General features: G+C 68.1%; 21 protein-coding genes. 15 read left to right on the plus strand and 6 right to left on the minus strand.

All coding sequences use genetic code 11. The annotated features are described in order from the left end of the window. Positions 1–54: 54 nt before the first annotated feature. Together ACVWZN_RS12305 and zapE are read left to right on the plus strand one after the other, a co-directional pair. Positions 55–753: an alpha/beta hydrolase gene (locus ACVWZN_RS12305; RefSeq protein WP_456954064.1), complete on the plus strand. Its 699-nt coding sequence runs from the start codon at positions 55–57 to the stop codon at positions 751–753. Continuing rightward, entirely contained in the window at positions 746–1,840 is a 1,095-nt protein-coding gene (zapE, locus tag ACVWZN_RS12310) for a cell division protein ZapE (RefSeq protein WP_456954065.1), read from the plus strand. The genes ACVWZN_RS12305 and zapE overlap by 8 nt, the downstream gene beginning before the upstream one ends. Positions 1,841–1,861: 21 nt before the next feature. Here zapE and ACVWZN_RS12315 read toward each other — a convergent pair whose 3' ends face one another. After that, complete coding sequence (locus tag ACVWZN_RS12315; RefSeq protein WP_027083714.1) at positions 1,862–2,062, minus strand: hypothetical protein; 201 nt, start codon at positions 2,060–2,062, stop codon at positions 1,862–1,864. 165 nt (positions 2,063–2,227) lie between these two features. Between ACVWZN_RS12315 and ACVWZN_RS12320 the strand changes: the two genes are divergently transcribed. Next, the gene (locus tag ACVWZN_RS12320) at positions 2,228–4,342 is read left to right on the plus strand and encodes a TonB-dependent receptor family protein (RefSeq protein ID WP_456954066.1); all 2,115 of its coding nucleotides are present in this window, start codon (positions 2,228–2,230) and stop codon (positions 4,340–4,342) included. Here ACVWZN_RS12320 and ACVWZN_RS12325 read toward each other — a convergent pair. Then, positions 4,339–5,898, minus strand: a complete 1,560-nt coding sequence (locus tag ACVWZN_RS12325) for a hybrid sensor histidine kinase/response regulator (protein WP_456954067.1) — start codon at positions 5,896–5,898, stop codon at positions 4,339–4,341. The genes ACVWZN_RS12320 and ACVWZN_RS12325 overlap by 4 nt on opposite strands. Then, positions 5,885–6,703 (minus strand): alpha/beta fold hydrolase, encoded by an 819-nt coding sequence (locus tag ACVWZN_RS12330; RefSeq protein ID WP_456954068.1) that lies wholly within the window; start codon positions 6,701–6,703, stop codon positions 5,885–5,887. The genes ACVWZN_RS12325 and ACVWZN_RS12330 overlap by 14 nt, the downstream gene beginning before the upstream one ends. A 128-nt stretch (positions 6,704–6,831) precedes the next feature. Between ACVWZN_RS12330 and ACVWZN_RS12335 the strand changes: the two genes are divergently transcribed. Both ACVWZN_RS12335 and fghA read left to right on the plus strand, forming a co-directional pair. Beyond that, the gene (locus ACVWZN_RS12335; RefSeq protein WP_456954069.1) at positions 6,832–7,941 is read left to right on the plus strand and encodes an S-(hydroxymethyl)glutathione dehydrogenase/class III alcohol dehydrogenase; all 1,110 of its coding nucleotides are present in this window, start codon (positions 6,832–6,834) and stop codon (positions 7,939–7,941) included. Then, on the plus strand, positions 7,941–8,771 hold the full coding sequence (fghA, locus tag ACVWZN_RS12340) for an S-formylglutathione hydrolase (RefSeq protein WP_456954070.1): 831 nt from the start codon (positions 7,941–7,943) through the stop codon (positions 8,769–8,771). The genes ACVWZN_RS12335 and fghA overlap by 1 nt, the downstream gene beginning before the upstream one ends. A gap of 49 nt (positions 8,772–8,820) precedes the next feature. On the opposite strand, the gene ACVWZN_RS12345 is transcribed toward fghA, so the two are convergent. Next, the gene (locus tag ACVWZN_RS12345) at positions 8,821–10,161 is read right to left on the minus strand and encodes an APC family permease (RefSeq protein ID WP_456954071.1); all 1,341 of its coding nucleotides are present in this window, start codon (positions 10,159–10,161) and stop codon (positions 8,821–8,823) included. Positions 10,162–10,274: 113 nt separating this feature from the next. Here ACVWZN_RS12345 and ACVWZN_RS12350 point away from each other — a divergent pair, with 113 nt between their 5' ends. The 9 genes from ACVWZN_RS12350 (at position 10,275) to ACVWZN_RS12390 (ending at position 17,194) form a co-directional block, all read left to right on the plus strand. Then, positions 10,275–11,588, plus strand: coding sequence for an amidohydrolase (locus ACVWZN_RS12350; protein WP_456954072.1), 1,314 nt, complete (start codon positions 10,275–10,277; stop codon positions 11,586–11,588). Continuing rightward, complete coding sequence (gene queF / locus ACVWZN_RS12355) at positions 11,585–12,397, plus strand: NADPH-dependent 7-cyano-7-deazaguanine reductase QueF (RefSeq protein WP_456954073.1); 813 nt, start codon at positions 11,585–11,587, stop codon at positions 12,395–12,397. The genes ACVWZN_RS12350 and queF overlap by 4 nt, the downstream gene beginning before the upstream one ends. 82 nt (positions 12,398–12,479) lie before the next feature. After that, complete coding sequence (locus ACVWZN_RS12360) at positions 12,480–12,782, plus strand: LysM peptidoglycan-binding domain-containing protein (protein WP_027083705.1); 303 nt, start codon at positions 12,480–12,482, stop codon at positions 12,780–12,782. Between the two features lie 12 nt (positions 12,783–12,794). After that, entirely contained in the window at positions 12,795–13,313 is a 519-nt protein-coding gene (locus ACVWZN_RS12365; RefSeq protein WP_456954074.1) for a hypothetical protein, read from the plus strand. A 96-nt stretch (positions 13,314–13,409) separates the two neighbouring features. Next, a complete protein-coding gene (locus ACVWZN_RS12370; RefSeq protein ID WP_456954075.1) occupies positions 13,410–14,126 on the plus strand; it encodes a UPF0149 family protein in 717 nt (238 codons plus the stop codon). 197 nt (positions 14,127–14,323) lie between these two features. Continuing rightward, the gene (locus tag ACVWZN_RS12375) at positions 14,324–16,123 is read left to right on the plus strand and encodes a DUF885 domain-containing protein (protein WP_456954076.1); all 1,800 of its coding nucleotides are present in this window, start codon (positions 14,324–14,326) and stop codon (positions 16,121–16,123) included. Positions 16,124–16,310: 187 nt separating this feature from the next. Next, positions 16,311–16,673, plus strand: a complete 363-nt coding sequence (locus ACVWZN_RS12380; protein WP_456954077.1) for a hypothetical protein — start codon at positions 16,311–16,313, stop codon at positions 16,671–16,673. After that, on the plus strand, positions 16,670–16,927 hold the full coding sequence (locus tag ACVWZN_RS12385; RefSeq protein WP_456954078.1) for a DUF5985 family protein: 258 nt from the start codon (positions 16,670–16,672) through the stop codon (positions 16,925–16,927). The genes ACVWZN_RS12380 and ACVWZN_RS12385 overlap by 4 nt, the downstream gene beginning before the upstream one ends. Next, positions 16,928–17,194 (plus strand): DUF5985 family protein, encoded by a 267-nt coding sequence (locus ACVWZN_RS12390; protein WP_027083698.1) that lies wholly within the window; start codon positions 16,928–16,930, stop codon positions 17,192–17,194. Here ACVWZN_RS12390 and ACVWZN_RS12395 read toward each other — a convergent pair. Next, positions 17,191–17,814, minus strand: a complete 624-nt coding sequence (locus tag ACVWZN_RS12395) for a DsbA family protein (RefSeq protein ID WP_456954079.1) — start codon at positions 17,812–17,814, stop codon at positions 17,191–17,193. The two genes, ACVWZN_RS12390 and ACVWZN_RS12395, sit on opposite strands and share 4 nt — an antisense overlap. 27 nt (positions 17,815–17,841) lie before the next feature. Next, a complete protein-coding gene (locus tag ACVWZN_RS12400) occupies positions 17,842–18,120 on the minus strand; it encodes a hypothetical protein (protein WP_456954080.1) in 279 nt (92 codons plus the stop codon). A gap of 145 nt (positions 18,121–18,265) precedes the next feature. On the opposite strand from ACVWZN_RS12400, the gene ACVWZN_RS12405 reads away from it, so the two are divergent. Next, the gene (locus ACVWZN_RS12405) at positions 18,266–22,402 is read left to right on the plus strand and encodes a CheR family methyltransferase (RefSeq protein ID WP_456954081.1); all 4,137 of its coding nucleotides are present in this window, start codon (positions 18,266–18,268) and stop codon (positions 22,400–22,402) included. Positions 22,403–22,411: the final 9 nt, after the last annotated feature.

The raw sequence follows: 22,411 nt of genomic DNA on the forward strand, positions 1-22,411 counted from the left end.
GCCGCCTCCGGGCGGCGTCGTCGTTTCCACGCCCCGCCGCGTAGGCTGCAGCGCATGCCGAATCCCGCATTTCCCGACGCGCCCGCCGGTGGCGTCGTCCCCGTGATGCTCGACGGCCCCGCCGGGCCGATCGAAGCCGTCATCGACACGCCCGAGGCCGGCGTCGCCGTGCGCGAGGTGGTCGCCGTGGTCTGCCATCCGCTGTCCACCGAGGGCGGGAGCCTGACCAACAAGGTGGTGACGATGGCCGCGCGCGCGCTGCGCGAACTCGGCGTCACCACCGTGCGCTTCAACTTCCGCAGCGTCGGCAAGAGCGCCGGTGCGTTCGACGACGGCATCGGCGAATCCGACGACCTGCGCGCGGTGGTCGACTGGGCGCGTGCCGAGAAGCCCGGCGCGTCGCTGTGGCTGGGCGGTTTCAGTTTCGGCAGCTTCGTCTCGCTGCGCATGGCCGACGAGCTGCAGCCCGACCTTCTGTTCTCGATCGCACCGCCGGCCGGGCGCAGCTGGGATTTCGAGAACATGGGGCTCTACACCGGCCCGTGGTTCGTCATCCAGGGCGAGGCGGACGAGATCGTCGAGCCGCAGCGCGTCTACGACTGGATCGCGCGCCTGTCGGAACTGCGCACGCCGCCGACGCTGCTGCGCATGCCGGGTGCGAGCCATTTCTTCCACGGCAAGCTCATGGACCTGCGCCAGGCGATGAAGGACGGCGTGGCGGCCGCGCTGCCGGGTTTCGACGCGCATGGCTGAGCCCGTCCGCACGCCATCGCAGCTGTATGCCGACGGCGTGGCGCGGGGCGGCTGGCAGTACGACGTTGCGCAGCAGCCCGCCCTCGCCGAGCTCGACCGCCTGCACGCCGCGCTGCTCGATCCGCCGAAGCTCGGCCTGTTCGATCGCCTGCAGGGCAAGCGCCCGCCCGCGCCGCAGGGCCTGTATCTCTGGGGCGGCGTCGGTCGCGGCAAGACGTTCCTGATCGACCTGTTCTACGCATCGCTGCCGTTCGCCGAAAAGCAGCGCACGCACTTCCACCGATTCATGCGCGAGATCCACGACGCGCTGCGTCGACACGCGGGCGCCAGCGATCCGCTCGCGATCATCGCCAAGGAATGGCGCGCGACGCTGCGCGTTCTCGTGCTCGACGAGTTCTTCGTCAACGACATCGGCGACGCCATGCTGCTCGGCCGCCTGCTCGATCGCCTGTTCGCCGAAGGCGTCGCGCTGGTCACCAGTTCGAACACCGAACCGGCCAACCTCTACAAGGACGGCCTGCAGCGCGATCGCTTCCTGCCGGCGATCCGCCTGCTCGAAGCGAACACGAAAGTTCTCTATCTCGACAGCGTCACCGACTACCGCCTGCGCGCGCTGACCAAATCACCGGTCTACCGCGCGCCGCTCGATGGCGCATCCGATGCGTGGCTCGCGACGCGTTGGCAGGAACTGTGCGGGCAGGCGCAGGTCGCGCACGGGCCGCTGCATGTGGAAGGCCGCGAGATCCCGGTGCGCGCCTGTCTCGACGGCCATGTCTGGTTCGACTTCGCCGCGATCTGCGAAGGGCCGCGCGCGGCGAGTGATTACATCGAGATCGCGACCGAGCACCACAGCATCTTCGTCGGTGGCATCCCGAAACTCGACGACACCCGCGCCGACGCCGCCCGCCGTTTCGTGCACCTGATCGACGAGCTCTACGACCGCCACGTCAACCTGGTCTGCACCGCCGACGGTGCGCCGACCGAGCTCTATCGCGGCGACAAGCTGTCCGGCGCGTTCGAGCGCACGGCGTCGCGCCTGATCGAAATGCAGTCGGCGGAATACCTCGCGCTCGAGCACCGCGGCTAGGCGGTGCCCGGCGCGTCGGCGTCAGTGCGCGGTGCGCTTCTTGCCGCGGGTGACGATGTCCTCGTCCACCCAACCCAGCGCCGCGTCGTCATCGTCCCAGCCGTCGGCGTAGTTGGTGCGGCGGAAGTCGTCGAGTTCGAGCCGCGCGATCACGCGGGTGCGGACCGGCGCAGCGGTGCGGGACGTTTCGGCGACATCGGCAGGCTTCAGCATCGCATTCATGGCGCACTCCCCTTCGTTGGTGAGCCGACGCTAGCCAGCGCGTTTTCAAACGTTTGTGAAGACGGACGTGCACGTCGCGCGTCGCGCAGCTGGCGTTCAGCGTCGAAGCGCGGCGTGTAGATCGCCGTCACGCAAACCGTCGCGCGGCTCATTACTCTTCGCGCCGTGATCCGACCTGCCCCGCTCTGTCTGCTCGCCTTCGTCGGCGCTGCGCAGGCCCAAACCGCCGCCCCCTCCACCGACCCCGCGATGCTCGATCGCGTGCAGGTCATCGCCACGCGCGCGCCACGTGCGATCGACAGGACGCCCGCCGCGGTAAGCGTGATCGAAGGCGATGCGCTCGATACGTCCGGCAACGGCGCGACGCTGGCCGAGAAGCTCGTGGGCGTGCCCGGCGTGCTGGCGCGCACGCGGCAGAACTGGGCGCAGGACGAACAGATCTCGATCCGCGGCTTCGGCACGCGTGCGAGTTTCGGCATCCGCAGCGTGCGTCTGTATGTCGACGGCATTCCCGCGACGATGCCGGACGGCCAGGGCCAGGTTTCGCACTTCCCGCTCGGCGATGCGCAGCGCATCGAAGTGCTGCGCGGCCCGTTCGCCGCGCTGTACGGCAATGGTGCGGGCGGCGTGGTGCAGCTCACCACCGCCGACGGCGGCGAACCCGATCGCGTCGGCGTGGATGCGTCCTTCGGCAGTTTCGACACGTGGCGGCTCGGCGCGCACGCACGCGGCGCGGCAGGCGATCTCGACTATGCGGTCGGCGCGTCGCACTTCAGCACCGGTGGCTGGCGCGAGCACAGCCGCGCGCGTCGCGAATCGATCGACGCCAAGCTCGGGATGTCGTTCGCTGGCGGGCATCTCACGCTCGTCGGTAACGCGTTCGATTCGCCCGACACGCAGGATCCGCAGGGCCTCACGCGCGAACAGGCCGAGGCCGATCCGCGGCAGGCGAGCCCGAGCGCGCTCACCTTCGACACTCGCAAGAGCGCGCGACAGGTGCAGCTCGGCGCGGTGTTCGAACGTTCGCTCGGTGCGGGCGAACTGCGCCTGCTCGGCTACGGCGGGCATCGTCGCGTCGAACAGGTGCAGTCGACGCCGCCATCCGCGCAGCGCAGCCCGCTGAGCGCCGGCGGCTGGATCGATCTCGACTCGCCGTACGCGGGCATCGATGCACGCATGACCTGGCATCGCGACCTCGCCTCGCGCCCGCTGGATGTCGTGCTCGGCCTCGACGTCGAACAGCAGCGCCAGGATCGTCGCGGCTACGAGAACTTCGTCAGCAGCACGCTCGGCGTGCGCGGCGCATTGCGCCAGCAGCAGGCCGACCGCGTGCGCAACGTCGATCCGTACCTGCAGGCCACGTGGGACGTCACGCCGACGTGGAGCATCAGCGGCGGCGTGCGCGCGAGCCGGGTGACGTTCGACTCGCGCGATGCCTACATCACCGCGACCAATCCCGACGACAGCGGCCGCGTCACGTATTCGGCGACGTCGCCGGTGATCGGTGTGACGTGGACGCCGTCGCGCGCATGGTCGATGTACGCGTCGGCCGGTCGCGGCTTCGAAACACCGACGTTCAACGAACTCGGTTATCGCAGCGACGGCGGCAGTGGCCTGAACTTCCTGCTGCGCCCGATGCGCATGCGTAACGCGGAAGTCGGTGCGCGCGTAAACGCACACGGCATCCGCGGCGAACTCGCGTTGTTCGACAGTGATACGCGCGACGAACTCGTCGTCAACACCAGCAGCGGCGGGCGCACTACGTTCCGCAATGCGGGGCCGACACGACGTCGCGGTGTCGAAGCGTCGTTGTCGCTGCCGCTGGCCGAGCGCCTGAAACTCGATCTGTCGGGCACGTGGCTCGACGCGGAGTTCCGCTCCGACATCGCCGCTTGCGAGGGCACGGCATGCCGCGCGCCGGTCGCGATCGTGCCGTCGGGAACGCCGCTGCCGGGCGTGCCGCATGCCGAAGGTGTGATCGCGCTGCGCTACCGCGGCGACACCGGTTTCACCGCGACGCTCGACACGCAGCACGTCAGCGGCGTCACCGGGACCACCGCCGGCGACGTGCGCACCGGCGGCTACACGGTGCTGGACGCGAGCATCGGCTGGCGCGTGCAGCGCGACCACGACCACGGCCGCGTGTTCGCCGGCATCGCCAACCTGCTCGACCGCCGCTACATCGGCTCGGTGATCGTCAACGAGGCGAACGCGCGCTACTTCGAGCCAGGCGCCGGTCGCGCGCTGACGCTGGGCGTCGAATGGAACTGGGGCGACTAGATCGAGGTCGCTACCGCGGGTTGCACGGTGGCGAGCACGTCCATCAGGCGATCGAATTCAACCGGCTTGACCAGGTGATGGCCGAAACCCGCAGCGCGCGACAACGCGCGATCGTGCGCCTGCCCGTAACCCGACAACGCAATGTAGACGGCTTGCCCGTGGCCGCGTTCGCGCAAGGTCGTCGCGAGTTCGTAACCGGTCATGTCGGGCAGCCCGATGTCGAGCACGCAGGCGTCGAAGCCGCGTTCGCAGAGCACCAGCGCGTCGGCTGCAGTGAGGGCGACATACGGCACGTGCCCGAGCACTTGCAGCACGTCGGCGAGCGTGCGCGCGGCGTCCTCGTTGTCGTCGACGATCAACAGGCGCAGTGCGCGCGCTGACGTCGCGTCCGGCACGGGGTTAGCGAACGCCGCCGGCTCCGGCATGCGCACGCACGGCAGGCGCACGGTGAACCGGCTGCCCTGATGCAGGCCATCGCTGCGGGCTTCGACGGTTCCGCCGTGCAGCTGCACGAGGCTGCGCACCAAGGACAACCCAATTCCCAACCCGCCTTGCGCGCGGTCCGGCGTGCGCTCGGCCTGCGCGAACAGGTCGAACACGTGCGGCAGCAACGATGCGTCGATGCCGATGCCGTTGTCCGTTACGCCGATCTCCACCATGTCGTCGACGGCGGCGATCTCGAGGCTGATGACACCGCCCTGCGGCGTGTACTTCGCGGCGTTGTTGAGCAGATTGGCGATGACCTGCACCAGCCGTGTGCGGTCGCCTTCCACCGCGAGGTCATGCCGCAGCACGGACTCCAGCCGATGGTGCCGCGACTCCAGCAACGGACGCGCCTGCTCGATCGCCGCTTCGACGATGGACGCGGCCTCGTGCGGCGCGCGTTCGATCTCGATCAGCCCGCGCGTGACCCGCGAGACGTCGAGCAGGTCGTCGACCAGATGCGTGAGGTGCGCAGCCTGCCGCGCGATCATCTCGCCGAGCGAGTGCAGGCGTTCGGGGTCGTCGCTCATGCGCATCAGCTGCGCGGCGGTGCTGATCGGCGCGAGCGGATTGCGCAGTTCGTGCGCGAGCATGGCAAGGAACTCGTCCTTGCGGCGGTCGGCGCGCTCCAGTTCCTCCTTGACTTCACGCTGGCGCGCGGCGAGGTCCTCGGCGCGCTTGCGCGCGAGCATCAGTTCGCGTTCGTAGGCGTGGCGATCCTTCGCGATGAACACCGCGATCTCGTCCTGCCACGTGTCGCCACGCGCGCGACGCACCGCATTGACCACGACCGGGATGCGCTCGCCGTCGGCGCGACGCAGTTCGAGCTTCACTTCCGAGATCGAGCCCTGCATCTGCAGCAGCGGCGCGAAATGCGTCTGGTGGAAGATGCGTCCGCCGATGGTGAGCAGGTCGGGGAAGCGGATGCCGGCAAGCGCGTCGACGTCGAGGCCGGCCCAGCGGCAGAACGTGCGGTTCGCACGCAGCACGCGGCCGTCGTGGTCGGTCAGCAGCAGTCCGCAGGGCGCCTCGTCGTACAACGATTCCGCGGCGGGTTCGTCACGCAGGCTCACGGGCCAGCCGGAGCGATTCGAGGAACTCGTCCATCGCATCGATGCTTTCGGCCGGCGCGCTCAGGTGCGGGCAGTGGCCGACGTTGCGGATGATCCGCATCGTGCCCTTCGGCAACGTGCGTTCCAGATACTCGCCGACGGCGACCGGCGCGATGATGTCGTCGCTGCACTGCAGGACCAGCGTGGGCACCTGCAGTTTCGACAGGTCGGCGCGGTTATCCGACAGGAAGGTGACGCGCGCGAAATGCTTGGCGATCTCGGGATCGGTACGGCAGAAGCTGTTGGTCAGTTCTTCGGCGAGCTGCGGCTGCTCCGGCGCACCCATGATCGCGGGCGCCATGGTGCTGGCCCACCCGAGATAGTTGCTGTCGAGGGTTTCCAGCAGGCTGTCGATGTCCGCGCGATCGAAGCCGCCGACATAGTCGCCGTCGTTGACGTAGCACGGCGACGGGCCCAGCCAGATCTGCGCGGCGAACAGCTCGGGTGCCTTCAGGCCGGCGAGCAGGCCGATCATGCCGCTCACCGAATGGCCGACGAACACCACCGGGCCATTCGCAGTGGCGCGCACCACGTCCACCAGGTCGTCGGCATGCCCCTGCAGGCTGCCATGGCGGTCGTAGTCGTAGGACGGCAGGTGCGAGCGGCCGCTGCCGAGCAGGTCGTAGGTCACCGCGCGGTAGCGCTCGGCGTAGTGCGGGGCGACGAAGCGCCACATGCTCTGGTCGCAGCCGAAGCCGTGTGCGAACACCAGTGTCGGTTCGCCGTCACCGTGGGCCGTGACGTGGTGACGGTCGGTAACGTGCATGGGCCTGCCCGGTTCGCAAAGCGCGGTATTGCACGCTTGTGGGGGTGACGGAACCGTTAAACGGACGCGACCTCGGCATTGGCCGGCGACCGCCTTACGATGCGGGTCCCGTGTCTGGAGCCGTGCCGATGAAGTCCCGTGCCGCCGTCGCATTCGCCGCGGGCGAACCGCTGAAGATCGTCGAGATCGACGTCGAACCGCCGCGCGCCCGCGAGGTACTGGTGCGCATCACGCACACCGGCGTCTGCCACACCGATGCGTTCACGCTGTCGGGCGAGGACCCGGAAGGCCTGTTTCCCGTCGTGCTCGGTCACGAAGGCGCGGGGATCGTGGTCGAAGTCGGCGAAGGCGTGACCTCGGTGAAACCCGGCGACCACGTGATCCCGCTGTACACCGCCGAATGCGGCGAGTGCCTGTTCTGCAAGTCGAACAAGACCAACCTGTGCGTCGCCGTGCGCGCCACGCAGGGCAAGGGCGTGATGCCCGACGGCACGTCGCGGTTCTCGTACCAAGGCCAGCCGCTGTACCACTACATGGGCTGCAGCACCTTCAGCGAATACACGGTGGTGGCCGAGGTGTCGCTCGCGAAGGTCGACGCGAACGCGAATCCGGAGCACGTTTGCCTGCTCGGTTGCGGGGTCACCACCGGCATCGGCGCGGTACACAACACGGCGAAGGTGCAGCCGGGCGATTCGGTTGCCGTGTTCGGCCTCGGCGGCATCGGGCTCGCGGTGATCCAGGGCGCGCGCCAGGCGAAGGCGGGCCGCATCATCGCCATCGATACGAATCCGTCGAAGTTCGACATGGCGAAGCAATTCGGCGCCACCGACTTCGTCAACCCCAAGGATTTCGACAAGCCCGTGCAGCAGGTGATCGTCGAGATGACCGGCTGGGGCGTCGACCATTCGTTCGAATGCATCGGCAACGTCGAAGTCATGCGCGCGGCGCTGGAGTGCGCGCACCGCGGCTGGGGCCAGAGCGTGATCATCGGCGTCGCCGGCGCGGGCCAGGAGGTCCGCACGCGGCCGTTCCAGCTGGTGACCGGTCGCAAGTGGATGGGCACCGCGTTCGGTGGCGTCAAAGGCCGCAGCCAGTTGCCGGGCATGGTGCAGGCGGCGATGCGCGGCGACATCGAACTCGCGCCGTTCGTGACGCACACGATGCCGCTGCCGGAAATCAACCGTGCGTTCGACCTGATGCATGCGGGCGAATCCATCCGCAGCGTGGTGCACTTCTGATGCAGCGCATCGAATCGCATGCGTGCTTCGGTGGCGTGCAGACGGTGTGGCAGCACCGGTCGGATGCGCTGGACTGCGATATGCGCGTCGCGGTCTACCTGCCGCCGCAGGCATCGCGTCAGGCATGCCCCGCGCTGTATTGGCTGTCGGGCCTGACCTGCACCGAGCAGAACTTCATCACCAAGTCGGGTGCGCAGCGGTACGCGGCCGAGCATGGCGTGATCCTCGTCGCACCGGACACTAGTCCGCGCGGGCCGGGCATCCCGGATGCGGAAGGCTACGACCTCGGCATCGGCGCGGGTTTCTATCTCGACGCGACCGAAGCGCCGTGGGATTCGCACTACCGCATGCACGACTACGTGGTGCGCGAACTGCCCGCGCTCATCGAAGCGAATTTTCCGACGACGGATGCACGCAGCATCAGCGGGCATTCGATGGGCGGGCATGGTGCGCTCGTCATCGCGCTGCGCAACCCTGGTCGCTATCGCAGCGTGTCCGCGTTCTCGCCGATCGTCGCGCCCTCGCAGGTGCCATGGGGCGAGAAGGCATTCACCGCCTACCTCGGTGACGATCGCGATGCGTGGCGCGCATGGGATGCGTGCGAACTCATCGCCGATGCACGCGAGCGCCTGCCGCTGCTCGTCGACCAGGGCGAGGCCGACGAATTCCTCGCGACGCAGCTGCGTCCCGAACTGCTGCGCGCAGCCTGCGATGCCGCAGGCCATCCGCTCGATCTGCGCATGCGCGCCGGCTACGACCACAGCTACTACTTCATCGCGACGTACATCGGCGAGCACATCGCGCACCACGCGGCGGCGGTGGGCGCATAGCCGCGAATGCGGTCGGGTCGCGCGCGGCGACCCGACCGATGCATCCGGATTACGGTGCCGGTACGTGCACGCGTCGGCGCATCAGGTGCAGCACGCCGTAGACCAGCACCAGCACGCCCAGCGACACGGCGATCGCGCGCCATTCTTCGGGCTTCAGCGTGGTGCAGATCGCCGCCATGATCGCGAAGCCGACGATCGGCATCAGCGCGCCACCCGGCATGCGAAACGGTGCACCGCGTTCGGCGACACCGCGACGCTGCAGCTGCCACGCGCCCAGCGCGACCGCCGCGTACACCAGGCAGATCGCGCCGCCCGACACCGCGGCAAGGCCATCGAACGAGCCGCGCACGGCGAGGAAGCAGGCGAGGCCGGCATGCGTGATCAGGCCGAGCAGCGGCACGCGGAACCGCGGGCTCGCACGGCCGTAGACCGCGGGCAGATAGCCGTCGCGGCCCAGCGCGAACAACAGTCGCGACGAACCCAACAGGTTGCCGAGCAGGAAGCCCGCCATCGACACACAAGCGGTCGCGAGCAGCAGCGTGCGCCCCGTACTGAAGATCTTGCCGGCGGTGTCGGCGATCGGCACGGCGCTGGTCGCCAGCCCGCTACCGAGCACGCCTTGGCCGACGATCTGCAGGCCGAGGTAGAGCGCGACGACGATGAGGATGGCGACGATGGTCGCGCGCGGCACGGTCTTCGCCGGGTCGTCGAATTCGCCCGACGGCACCAGCGCGGTCTCGAGGCCCGAGTACGCGAACATCACCAGCACCAGCGAACCGCCAAGCGCGGCCAGCGACGGCACGTCGCCGGGGTTGAAGCTGATCTGGCTCCAGTCTACGAACGGCAGGCCGATCAGCACCAGCATCACCAGCGGTGCAAGCTTGATGCCCGCCAATGTCGCCACCGCACGCGAGCCCAGTTTCACGCCGAACGCATTGAGCAGGAACAGCGACACGTAGGTGCCGATGATCAGTGCACTACGCGCAAGCGGCTCACTCATCGACGGTGCGAGGTTCGCGACCTGCTGCGAGAACGACGCCGCCACCGCGGCGCTGGACGCGACATGACTGATCCACATCAATGCGCCGGCGACGAAGCCCACAAACGGGCCGAACGCGACGGACAGGTAGGTGTACGGCCCGCCGGTCGCGTGGGTGCGACTGCCCGCCGCGGCGAAGCACAGAGCAATGGGAATGATCGCGAACGCGCCGACGATCAGCGACAACGGCGCCGCGATGCCGACGTCGGTCGCGAGTGCACCGGGCATGCGGAAGATGCCGCCGCCGATCGTGGAGTTGACGATCGCGGCCGCGAGCACGAGCGTGCCGATGGCGCGAACGAGCGCGGCGTCGCCCTGCAACGGGCGTGGGGAAGGCGGGGTCGAGGACACGGTCAGCCCAATGAATGGAATCCGTGCCGAGCGTCGCACGCCAAGCGCTTTTTTGCAGCCGGGGCGCTGGAACTCTGGAGTAGCATCGACGGCCCGTTTTCCGGATGCCGCGCATGCGCCTCGCCCTGCTGACCATTGCACTCGCCGCGACCCTCGCGACCGCGACTGCCCACGCCGCGGTGCGCCCCGAGGTCGACGCCGCCGCGAAGGCCGTGCAGGCGCAGGTGGTGAGCTGGCGTCGTGACTTCCACGAGCATCCCGAACTCTCCAACCGCGAAGAGCGCACCGCCAAGGTTGTCGCCGACGCGCTGCGCAAGATGGGCCTGACGCCGCGCACCGGCATCGCGCATCACGGCGTGGTCGCGATCATCCAGGGCGGCAAGCCGGGGCCGAAGCTCGCGCTGCGTGCCGACATGGACGCGCTGCCGGTCACAGAACGCGTCGACCTGCCGTTCGCGTCTAAGGTCACCACGACGTTCAATGGCCAGACCACGGGCGTGATGCACGCCTGCGGCCACGACGCGCACACCGCGATGCTGCTTGGCATCGCGCAGTCGCTGGTGAAGATGCGCGCGCAGTTGCCGGGCCAGGTGATGCTGATCTTCCAGCCCAGCGAGGAAGGCGCGCCGGTCGGCGAGGAAGGCGGTGCGTCGCTGATGCTCAAGGAAGGCCTGTTCAAGGACTTCAAACCCGATGCGGTGTTCGGCATGCACGTGTTCTCGACCGTGCAGGTCGGGCAGATCGCGGTGCGCAGCGGTCCGGAAATGGCGGCAAGCGATCGCTTTAACATCACCGTGAGGGGCCGGCAGACGCACGGCTCGCGTCCGTGGGGTGGCATCGATCCGATCGTGACCGCAAGCGAGATCGTGACCAGCAGCCAGAGCATCGTCGCGCGTCGCACCGATGTCGCGAAGCTGCCGGTGGTGGTCAGCTTCGGCGCGATCAATGGCGGCATCCGCTACAACATCATTCCTGACGAAGTGAAGATGATCGGCACCATCCGCACCTTCGACGAAGGCATGCGGCAGAAAGTGTTCGCCGACCTCAAGAACGTCGCCGAGCATGTCGCCGCCGCGAACGGCGCGACCGTCGATGCGAACGTGCCGGACACGCAGGGCAATCCGGTGACGTACAACGATCCGTCGCTGACGCAGAAGATGCTGCCGAGCCTGAAGGCCGCGGTGGGCGATGCGAACGTCATCGAGCCGCCGCTGCAGATGGGCGCCGAGGACTTCTCGTACTTCGCGAAGCAAGTGCCGGGCCTGTTCTTCTTCGTCGGCGCGACGTCAGCGGGCATCGATCCGCAGACGGCGCCCGGCAACCATTCGCCCGAGTTCAAGCTGGACGAGCAGTCGCTCGACGTCGGCGTGCGCGCGATGCTCGAAGCCACGCTCGATTACCTCGACGCACCGCAGGCGGGCGCATGACCGAGGCATCGATTCCGCTCGGTCGCCACGTCGACTATCCGTCGACCTACGACGCGTCCTTGCTGTTTCCGATCGCGCGCTCGCAGGGCCGCGATGCAATCGGCGTCGCCGAGCCGCTGCCGTTCGCGGGCCACGATCGCTGGCATGCGTATGAACTGTCGTGGCTGGACACGCGCGGCAAGCCGCATGTCGCCACCGCGACCATCTGCGTGCCGGCGAGCACGCCGCACCTGATCGAATCGAAGTCGCTCAAGCTTTATCTCAACTCGTTCAACGGCACCACGTTCGCGGGTTACGACGACGTGCGTTCGCGCATCACGCAGGATCTGTCGCGCGCGGCGGGCGGCGTGGTGTCCGTCTCGTTCGGCCTGCCGCCGGTGGATCGTCCCGGCCCGGCAGTGCTGCTCGATAACATCGAAACCGACATCGCGCATTACGGCCCGCCGGATGCGTCGCTGCTCGCGCTGGATGCATCGCGCGGCGATGTCGAGGAAACGCTGACCAGCGAACTGCTCAAGTCGAACTGCCCGGTGACGGGCCAACCGGACTGGGCGCGCGTCACCATTACCTATCGCGGCGCCGCGCTCGACCAGGCCAGTGTGCTGCGTTACGTCATCTCGTTCCGCGACCACTGCGAATTCCACGAGCAGTGCGTCGAGCGCATCTGGACCGACATCGCCGCGCTCGCCAAGCCGTCGACGCTGTCGGTCGAAGCGCGCTACACGCGACGTGGCGGGCTCGACATCAATCCCTGGCGTGCAACGCCGGGTACGCCAGCGCCGACCGCCGCGCGCGACGAGCGGCAGTAAGCAAGCGACAGTTCACGGCGAACTGCCGCTGCGTTAACAACACGGATGCGACGGTGGCCGCGCCCTTCCACCGGCCATCGTCATGACTCCGCAGAACCCCGACTTCTCCAACGTGCGTTCGGGCACGTCGTCCGTGCCCGCGTCGCAGCCCGACTTCTCCAATGTACAAAGCGGCACCAGTGCCGTGCAGGGCGGCGGTAGCACCGGCGAGCAGCACTACACCGTGCAGAAAGGCGACACGCTTTCGCACATCGCCAAGCACTTCTACGGCAAGGCCAGCCACTGGCACGCCATCTTCGAAGCCAATCGCGGCCAGCTCGACGATCCCGACCTGATCCGTCCCGGGCAGGTCCTCGTGATTCCCGCATCCGACAGCAAGGCCTGACAGGAGATGTCCATGACACCGATGACCCGACGCGCGCTCGTCGTCGCACTGATGACCGCCGCCACGCTCGTGGGCTGCAAGAAGCACGACGAAACGCCTGCAGCCACCACCGATACGACGCCCGCGGCCAGCACGCCGACGACCATGCCGGAACCGGCACCGATGCCGACCACCACGACGCCGGCCGCATCATCGAACGTCAGCGACCTGCAGCTCGGCACCGCGGTGGGCGCGGACAACCGCGTCGGCACGCCGGCCACCGCTTTCGGCGTCAAGGACACGCTGTACGCATCCGTCACCACCGCGGCTAATACGACCGGCAAGCTCGGCGCGCGCTGGACCTACCTGGGTTCGGACGGCAGCTCGGCGCCGACCGAAGTCGACACACAAACGAAGGACGTGAGCGGCGCGGCCGCGACCACGCACGAGTTCCACATCAGCAAGCCCGACGGTTGGCCGGCCGGCAAGTACCACGTCGACATCACGCTCGACGGCAGCGTCGTGCAGTCGCGCGACTTCGACGTCCGCTGATCCATCACGATACCGGGCGCGGCTTCGGCCGCGCCTTTTTTCGTTTCCTCCACGGCGCGCACTACCATGGCGCCCCCGCCGTACCGAGTTCCGCCCATGAAAGTCGCCCCGCCGCTGTCCGACGCGCAGATCGAACGCCTGTCCGAACTGCTCGACCAACGCGCCGTGCCGTTCAAGGGCTTCAACCTCGAAGCACTCGACGGCTACCTCACCGCGCTCGCGCTGTCGCCCGAAGTGATCGCGTTCGACGAATGGGAAGCGCCGGTGTGGGGCAGCACGCCGCGCTGGGCCGACGAAGACGAAGCACGCGACGTGCGCGCGCTGCTCGCCACGCATGCCGCCACCGCCGAACAGCGCGTGCGCTACGGCGACGACGACCTGCCGGACAGCTACGCGCCGTTGCTGTGGCTGCCGGAAAATCTCGAAGAACATGACGACGACGAACTCGACGTCGGTCGCGACTGGGCGCACGGCTTCTTCCGTGCCGTCGACCTGCGCGAAGCCGCATGGGAAAAGTGGCTCGACGACAACGACTGGATGGAAGAAATCTTCGACCTGATCGACCGCCTCGCCAGTGGCGAAGTCGCCGCCGAAGAACCCACCGACCCCGGCACGCCCATCTCGTACAAGGAACGCCTCGAGATCATCGCCAGCCTGCCCGGCATGCTCAACGACCTGCACCACCACCGCATCGAAGCACTGACCCCGCGCGAACCGATCCGCCGCGACGCGACGCCGGAACGTAACGAACCGTGTCCCTGCGGGAGTGGGAAGAAGTACAAGAAGTGTTGCGGGGCGGCGGGCGCCGCGTAACCGCGTCGATGATGGGACGCCGCCGATCGCGGAGATCACGGGACGGCTTGTGCGCCATCTGAGCGCGGCGGCCCTGACGTAGCACTGCTGCGCGTCAACTCGCGCCGCATCGGCTAATGCATTCATCCGGCACGAGCGAAGGGCCCGCCGGCGCATCCGCCGCTTATGCTTGGCCTTTCCCGCCAGCCGGAGCCGCCATGCGTGCGTCGACCCTCGCCCTTGCCACCGTTCTCGTCCTGGCGGGTTGCCAGACTGCAACGATGAATACGTCATCGATGCCCCCGGCCACCGCGCCCGCGCAAAACGCCGACGCCCGCTTCAAGGCGGTCACCAGCGAATGGCTCGACGGCTGGATGCGGCTGAACCCGATCGCGGCGACGCAGCTCGGCGATCACCGCTTCGACGATCGCATCGACGACCTGTCGGCGAACGGTCGCCAGCAGCTCGTCGATTTCAGCCAGCAGTTACTGACCAAGCTCGACGCGATCGACCGCACGCAGCTCTCGCGCGACAACCAGGTCGACGCGCTCATCCTGCGCAACCAGCTGCAGGGCGACATCTGGAACATGCAGACGTTCCAGAGCTGGGCGTGGGATCCGCAGGTGTACAGCGGGCTCGCCGGCGGTTCGATCTACAACTTGATGGCGCGCGAGTTCGCGCCGATGCCGCAGCGCCTGAAGTCGGCGACCGCGCGCATGGAGCAGTTGCCCGCGTTGTTTGCGCAGATGCGCGCCAATCTCGACCCGGCGCGCGTGCCGTCGATCCATGCGGAAACCGTCGCCAAGCAGAACGCCGGCGTGCTGCAGCTGGTCGATGAATTCATCACGCCGAATGCGGGGCAGCTGACCGGTGCGGATCGCACGCGACTCGATGCCGCGGTCGCCAACCTGCGCAAGGCCGTCGCCGAGCAGCAGACCTGGCTCGACAAGACACTGGTGCCGAATGCGAAGGGCGACTTCCGCATCGGCGGCAAGCTCTACGACCAGAAGCTGCAGTTCGCGCTGATGTCGTCGCTGTCGCGGCAGGAGATCGGCGAACGCGCGAAGGCCGAACTCACGCGCGTGCGCGGCGAGATGTACGGCATCGCGCAGAAGGTGCTGGCCGGCAAGAAGGGTGCGCCGCCGCTGCCGGCGAACCCGACCGACGAACAGCGCCAGAAGGCGATCGAAGCCGCGCTGGAACTCGCGTATCGCGACCATCCCTCGCGGGATGGCGTGGTCGATGCCGCGAAGTCCGCGCTCACGCAGGTCACGCAGTTCGTGCGCGACAAGAACCTGGTCAGCGTGCCCAACGATCCGGTCAAGATCATCCTGATGCCGGAGTTCCAGCGCGGCGTCGCGGTGGCGTACTGCGATTCGCCGGGCCCGCTCGACAAGGGTCTGGACACGTACTTCGCGATCTCGCCGATCCCGGACGACTGGACCAAGGAACAGACCGAGTCGTTCCTGCGCGAATACAACTCGCGGATGATCCACCTGCTCACCATCCACGAAGCGATGCCGGGCCATTACCTGGAAGGCGCGTACTCTGCGCGTTATCCGTCGACGCTGCGCGGCGTGCTGCGCTCGGGCCTGTTCGCCGAAGGTTGGGCCGTCTACACCGAAAACCTGATGGCCACGAACGGCTACATGGGCGACGACCCGCTGTTCCGCCTCGTGCAGCTCAAGTTCTACCTGCGCACGATTGCCAACGCGATCCTCGACCAGGGCGTGCATGTCGACGGCTGGAGCCGCGAGCAGGCGATGCACCTGATGACGCACGACGCGTTCCAGCAGGAACGCGAGGCGGCGGGCAAGTGGGTGCGCACGCAGCTCAGTTCCGCGCAGCTGCCGACCTATTTCGTCGGCGTGCAGGAGCAGTACGACACGCGCAAGGCGGTGGAAGCCAAGCAGGGCGCGGCGTTCAACCTCAAGGCGTACCACGACCAGGTGTTGAGCTACGGCGCGCCGCCGGTGCGTTTCGTGCGCGAGATGATGCTCGACCAGCCGATCGAGTAAGCCTGCTCCGTTACGACATCGAAGGCCGGCGGCGACATGCCGTCGGCCTTTTTTGTTTGGGAAGTTCGACGTCGACGCACCGTGTGAAATCGCGACACATGCCGCGTCTTGCACGGAACCCGTTTCGCTTCAAGGGGTTGCGATGCGGGGCCATGCGGGCGAGCATCGCTGCATGGCGAGTGCAGTGATGGCGCCGGACCTCCGACGGTTCGTCGCCGCCAAGATCCATTCGGTGCCGATGCTCGAGGCGCTGCTTCTGCTGCGCTCCCGCGATGACGGGTGGGCGACGGGTGATCTTGCCGAACGCCTGTACCTGCCCGAATCGAAGGTCGCGCAGCTGGTGGCGGACCTCTGCCGCGAGCAGCTCGCGCGCATCGAGGACGGCCGCGCGTTCTACGCGCCGGCAACGCAGGACATCGAACGCCTCGTCGACACGCTGGTCGCGACGTACAGCCGTCAGGTGGTCGCGGTGACGGAGCTGATCCATTCCGGCGTGGGCCGGCAGGCGCGCGATTTCGCCGATGCGTTCGTGTTGCGGAGAGACGAGTGAACACGATCATTTACACGTTGTGCGCGCTCGCTGCGCTGCTGTGCACTGTGCTGCTCGGGTCGGCGGCGCGACGCGTGCGTTCGCGCATGCTCGTGTGGAGCGCGATCTGCTTCGGCCTGCTCACCGCGGCGAACGTCGTGCTGGTGCTGGATTTCCTGGTGTTTCCGGGCATCGCGCTGTGGCCGGTGCGGCAGGGCCTGTCGGTGCTCGCGCTCGGCGCGCTCATCTACGGCCTGATCATGGAGGAACGCTGAGTGCAGACGTTCATGCTCGGGATGATCTCGATGGGCTCGGCCGTCGCCGCGCTGCTGTTCCTGCGCTTCTGGCGCAGCGGCCGCGATCGGTTATTCCTGTGGTTCGCCGCTGCGTTCGCGTGGGAAGCAGTGAACCGCGCCGTGTTCGCCTGGCAGGGCGCGCGTGACGAGGCGACCACGCCCTATCTCATCGCGCGACTGGTGTTCTTCGCGCTGATCATCGTCGCCATCGTCGACAAGAACATGCGCGCGCGGCGACAGCGCTAACGCCGCGACACGCCGACCGGCAGCGTCGCCACGCGCAACATCTCGCCCGAATCGAACGCCGCGCGATCGCGCAGCCAGTCCTCGAACATCGCGGTCGCGTCCTCGCCCCAGAACACCTCGCCGCCCGCGGCGAGCGTCGGCACGCCGAACACGCCATCGGCGACGGCCGCATCGAAATTCGCCTGAAGCTGCGCCTTCACGTTCGCATCGGCGATCGCGGTCGCGGCATCGAGTCCGAGACGCTGCGCGACCGGGGCCAGCGATTCCGCATCGTCACCGCGCAGGCCGTCGCGCCAGAGGTGGTCGAAGATCGCGTCGATCGCGCCGTCGGTGCAGCCGGCGGCGATGCACAGCCGCAACGCGGCGAGCGGATTGAATGGATGCGCGGGCGGAAAGCGCAGCGGCCGGCCCATCTGTCGCGCACGCCAGACCACGTGCCGATAGGTGAAGCGACGCTTGTCCGGCATTTCCGCCGGGCCCTTGTGATCGAGCCGCTGCAGCAGGCCGGCGAACAGGATCGGTCGGTATTCGACGGCACGCTGCCGCGCGAGTTGGCGCACGCGCGGGCGCTGCAGGTAGGCGAACGGCGAGATGAAATCGAAGTACCAGCGGATGGTCATGCGCAGCCCCGGAGGTGCGCCCGCTGTTCAGTGCGGCGGGCGGGCGGCTGGCTCGTGCGCGTCGGTGGGCGGCGCGACATCCAGCAGCCGGCACGAATCGTCCCACGCGCTGCGGCACTCGGCGAGTTCGGCGGCGGCTTCGTGATCGCGGCCGAGGTCGAGCAGCCGCTGCGCGAGCGCGGAATGCAGGCCGATGCGATTGACTGCATTGCGCAGCTCATGCAGCCACACTTCGCGCGTGCACGAATGGCTGGTCGAGTTATCGACGGGACGAACGTCCATGAATTGCCCGCGGTCGTGGATCACGGCCTATCCAATCGCGCGGCGCATCGCGTTGCAAGCGGCCTTGGCGCTGCTGACCAACGTATTCATCGTGGGGCGCAACATCGGCGTCGCTGGTGCATGAGGCAGGGCCGGTTCATGATGGACGATCAGCCCAAACTGTCGACGCATGAACGCTGATACCGGAATGCCCGAGCCCAAGAGCGGCCGGCCCAGCCACCTGGATTTCCCGGTGGTGGGGATCGGCGCATCGGCCGGCGGGCTGGTGGCGCTGAAACAGTTCTTCGAAAGCATGCCCGCCGAAACCGGCATGGCCTTCGTGATCGTGCTGCACCTGTCGCCCTCGCATGAGAGCAGCGCCGACCAGATCCTCGCGCGCTCCACGCGCATGCCGGTGCTGCAGGTGCGCGAGCCGGTGGCGATCAAGGCCAACCACGTCTATATCATCTCGCCGAAGAACGACCTGCGGATGGACGACGGCCAGCTGGTGGTGACGCCGGCGCGCCGCGCGCGCGGCCAGCACGTCGCCATCGACCTGTTCTTCCGCACGCTGGGCGAGATACATGCCGATCGCGCGATCGCGGTGGTGCTGTCGGGCACCGGCGCCGACGGTTCGGTGGGCATCACGCGGGTCAAGGAGTTCGGCGGCGTCACCTTCGCGCAGCTCCCTGACGACGCCGAATACGAAGACATGCCGCGCAACGCGATCGCGACCGACTTCGTCGACTTCGTGCTGCCGGTGGCCGAGATCCCGCAGAGGCTGGTCGACCTGTGGGAGAACGCGCAGCGCATCGAGCTGCCGGCGGTGCCGGAAATGGAAGCGCGGCCGCTGCCGGACGACCCGGATGTGCGCGCCCGCAGCGAGCAGGCACTGCGCGAGATCCTGGACCTGCTGGCCGCGCGCACCAGCCACGATTTCCGCCACTACAAGCGGGCGACGGTGCTGCGCCGCATCGAGCGGCGCCTGCAGGTCAACATGCTGCCCGACCTGCCGGCCTATCGCGACTACCTGCGCGCGACGCCGGACGAAACGTCGCGCCTGCTCGACGACATGCTGATCAGCGTGACGAACTTCTTCCGCGACCGGGAAGCGTTCGAGGCGCTGGAACGTGAGGTGATCCCGTCGCTGTTCGCCGAGCACGGCCCCGACGAGCAGGTCCGCGTCTGGGTGCCGGCCTGCGCGACCGGCGAGGAAGCGTATTCACTCGCGATGCTGCTGGCCGACCACGCGTCGACGCTGGCGAATGCGCCGGGCTTCCAGGTGTTCGCCAGCGACATCGACGAGCGCGGGCTGTCGGTCGGGCGTTCGGGTGCGTATCCGGAATCGATCATCACCGACGTGCCGCCCGGCCGCCTGCGCCAGTTCTTCACCAAGGAACCGCAGCGCTACCGCATCGCCAAGTCGATCCGCGACCGCGTGCTGTTCGCCCAGCACAACGTGCTGCGCGATCCGCCGTTCTCCAAGCTCGACCTGATTTCCTGCCGCAACCTGCTGATCTATCTCGACCGCGAGATCCAGGCGCGGCTGCTCGAGGTGTTCCACTTCGCGTTGCGTCGCGGCGGCCTGCTGTTCCTCGGCAGTTCGGAATCGGCCGACGCGGCGTCGCGCTATTTCGACGTGGTCGACAAGAAGAACCGCATCTATCGTGCGCGCGCGTTGTCGATGACGCGCACGCCGGCCGCGGCGTTCCCCGTGCATGCCGCCGAACGGCGGCGCGCACCGCCGGACGCCGAATCGCCGACGCGCGAGCGCCGCGGCTTCTCGTTCGCCGAAGTGCACCAGCGCGTGCTGGAGCACTACGCGCCGCCGAGCGTGATCGTCGACCGCGAGTCGACCATCGTGCACATGTCCGACCGCGCGGGCCGCTTCCTGCAGTTCGTCGGCGGCGAGCCGTCGCACAACCTGCTGAAGGTGGTGCATCCGGAACTGCGGCTGGAGCTTCGCACCGCGCTGTTCCAGGCCGTGCATACCGGCAAGAGCGTGGAAGCGCGACGCGTCAAGATCGACCGCGGCGGCAAGCCGTTCTTCGTCAACATGGTGGCGCGCCCGTTTCGCGACCCGGACGCCGGCGGCGAATTCGTGCTCGTGCTGTTCGACGAAGTCGAAGACACCATGAGCGCCGACCCGAGCATCACCGGCAGCGAGCGCGACGCGGTGATGCTGCACCTCGAAGAGGAACTGCATCGCACCAAGGAGCGCATGCAGGCGACGATCGAGCAGTCGGAAACCTCGAGCGAGGAGCTCAAGGCCTCGAACGAGGAACTGCAGGCGATCAACGAAGAGCTGCGCTCGGCGACCGAAGAACTCGAGACCAGCAAGGAAGAGCTGCAGTCGGTCAACGAAGAGCTCATCACGGTCAACTACGAGCTCAAGACCAAGGTCGAGGAGACCGCGAAGGTCAACGACGACCTGCGCAACTTCATCGCCTCCACCGACATCGCCACCGTGTTCGTCGACGCCGGCCTGCGCATCCGCCGCTACACGCCGCGCGCCGAAGACATCTTCAACATCATCCCGGCGGATGTCGGCCGCTGCCTGCTCGACATCACGCATCGCCTGAACTACCCCGACCTCGCCACCGACGCGACCGCCGCGTTCGAAGCGCTGATGCCGGTCGAGCGCGAGGTGCGCAGCCAGGACGGCAAGCTGTTCGTCGCGCGCGCGCTGCCGTATCGCACCACCGAAAACCGCATCGACGGCGCGGTGCTCACCTTCGTCGACGTCACCCGCCTGCGCATGGCGCAGGAACGCGTGGACATGGCCGAGGACCGCCTGCGCGTCGTGGCGATCCATGGCGTGGAGCACGCGATGATCGTGTTCGACGCCACCGGCGTGATCACCGCCTGGAACGAAGGCGCCGAGCGCATGTTCGGTTACTCGGCGGCGGACATCGTCGGCGAGTCGATCGGGCGCCTCAGCGTGCCGGACGACATGGCCACCAATCATGCGCAGCGCATGCGTCGCGCCGATACGGAAGGCCATATCGAGGATGAGCACTGGTGCATGCGCAACGACGGCACGCGCCTGCATTGCCGCGCCTCGCTCACGCGCGTGCGCACCGAACATTTCGACGGCTACGTGCAGGTGGTGTTCGACACCACGCGCGGGCTGGCCGACATCGAACGCGCGGAGGCCGAGCTCACCACCGCACGCTCGCAGCGCGCGAAGGCCGAAGCCGAGAGCGCACTGAAGGACGACTTCCTCGCGGTGATGTCGCACGAGCTCAAGAACCCGCTCAACCTCATCAGCGTGAACACCGAGCTGGTCGCGCGCGCGCCGGAAGTGCGCGACGCGGAGCTGGTGCAGCAGTCGATCGAAGGCATCCGCCGGGCGATCCGCGGGCAGACCAAGATCATCGACGACCTGCTCGACATGTCGCGCATCCGCACCGGCAAGCTGCAGCTCAGCCTGGTGCCGGTCGACATGGCCGCGCTGGTCGAATCCATCGTGGACGTCGCGCGTGCCGACGTGTCGAGCGCGGGGCTCGACATCAGCTGCGACGTCGGCGACCAGCCGGCGCTGGTGCAGGCCGATCCGTCGCGGCTGGAGCAGATCGTGTGGAACCTGCTGGGCAACGCGATCAAGTTCACGCCGGCCGGCGGGCGGATCGAGGTGCGCGCGCAGGCCGAGGGCCGCTTCTGCCGCCTCTCCGTCAGCGACACCGGGCTCGGCATCGAGCCGCAGTTCCTGTCGCGGGTGTTCGAGATGTTCGGCCAGGCGCCGGGCCGCGCGCTCAGCGGCAAGAGCGGGCTGGGCATCGGCCTGGCCGTGGTGCGCGAGATCGTGACGCTGCACGGCGGCCGCATCGAGGCCGATTCCGACGGCCTCGGCCACGGCGCGACGTTCAACGTGTGGCTGCCGCGCATGATGCCGGCGCGCCGACGCGTGCGTGCGGCGCTACCGGCGCCGACCCCACAGCCGTGGCCGGGCCTGCGCCTGCTGGTGGTGGACGACACCGCGGCGACGGTCGACGGCCTGGCGCGCCTGCTCGAGCTCGAAGGCGCGACCGTGCTGCGCGCGTACGGTGGTGCGCAGGCGCTGCAGCTGCTCGATTCGAATCCGGTCGACGTGGTGCTGTCGGACCTCGGCATGCCGGAGATGGACGGCTACGAACTCGCGCGCCGCATCCGCGCCGATGCGCGCTTCGCCACGCTTCCGCTGGTCGCGCTCACCGGCTTCGCGCGCGAAGCGGACGTGCGCGAAGCGACGGCGGCCGGCTTCACCGCGCACGTCGGCAAGCCGATCATGCTCGAGGCGCTGGCCGACGTCGTGGCGCACACCGTGGAGCGCCGCGACCCGGCCTAGCGTGGCGCG

Source organism: Lysobacter sp. HA35, from assembly GCF_054061195.1.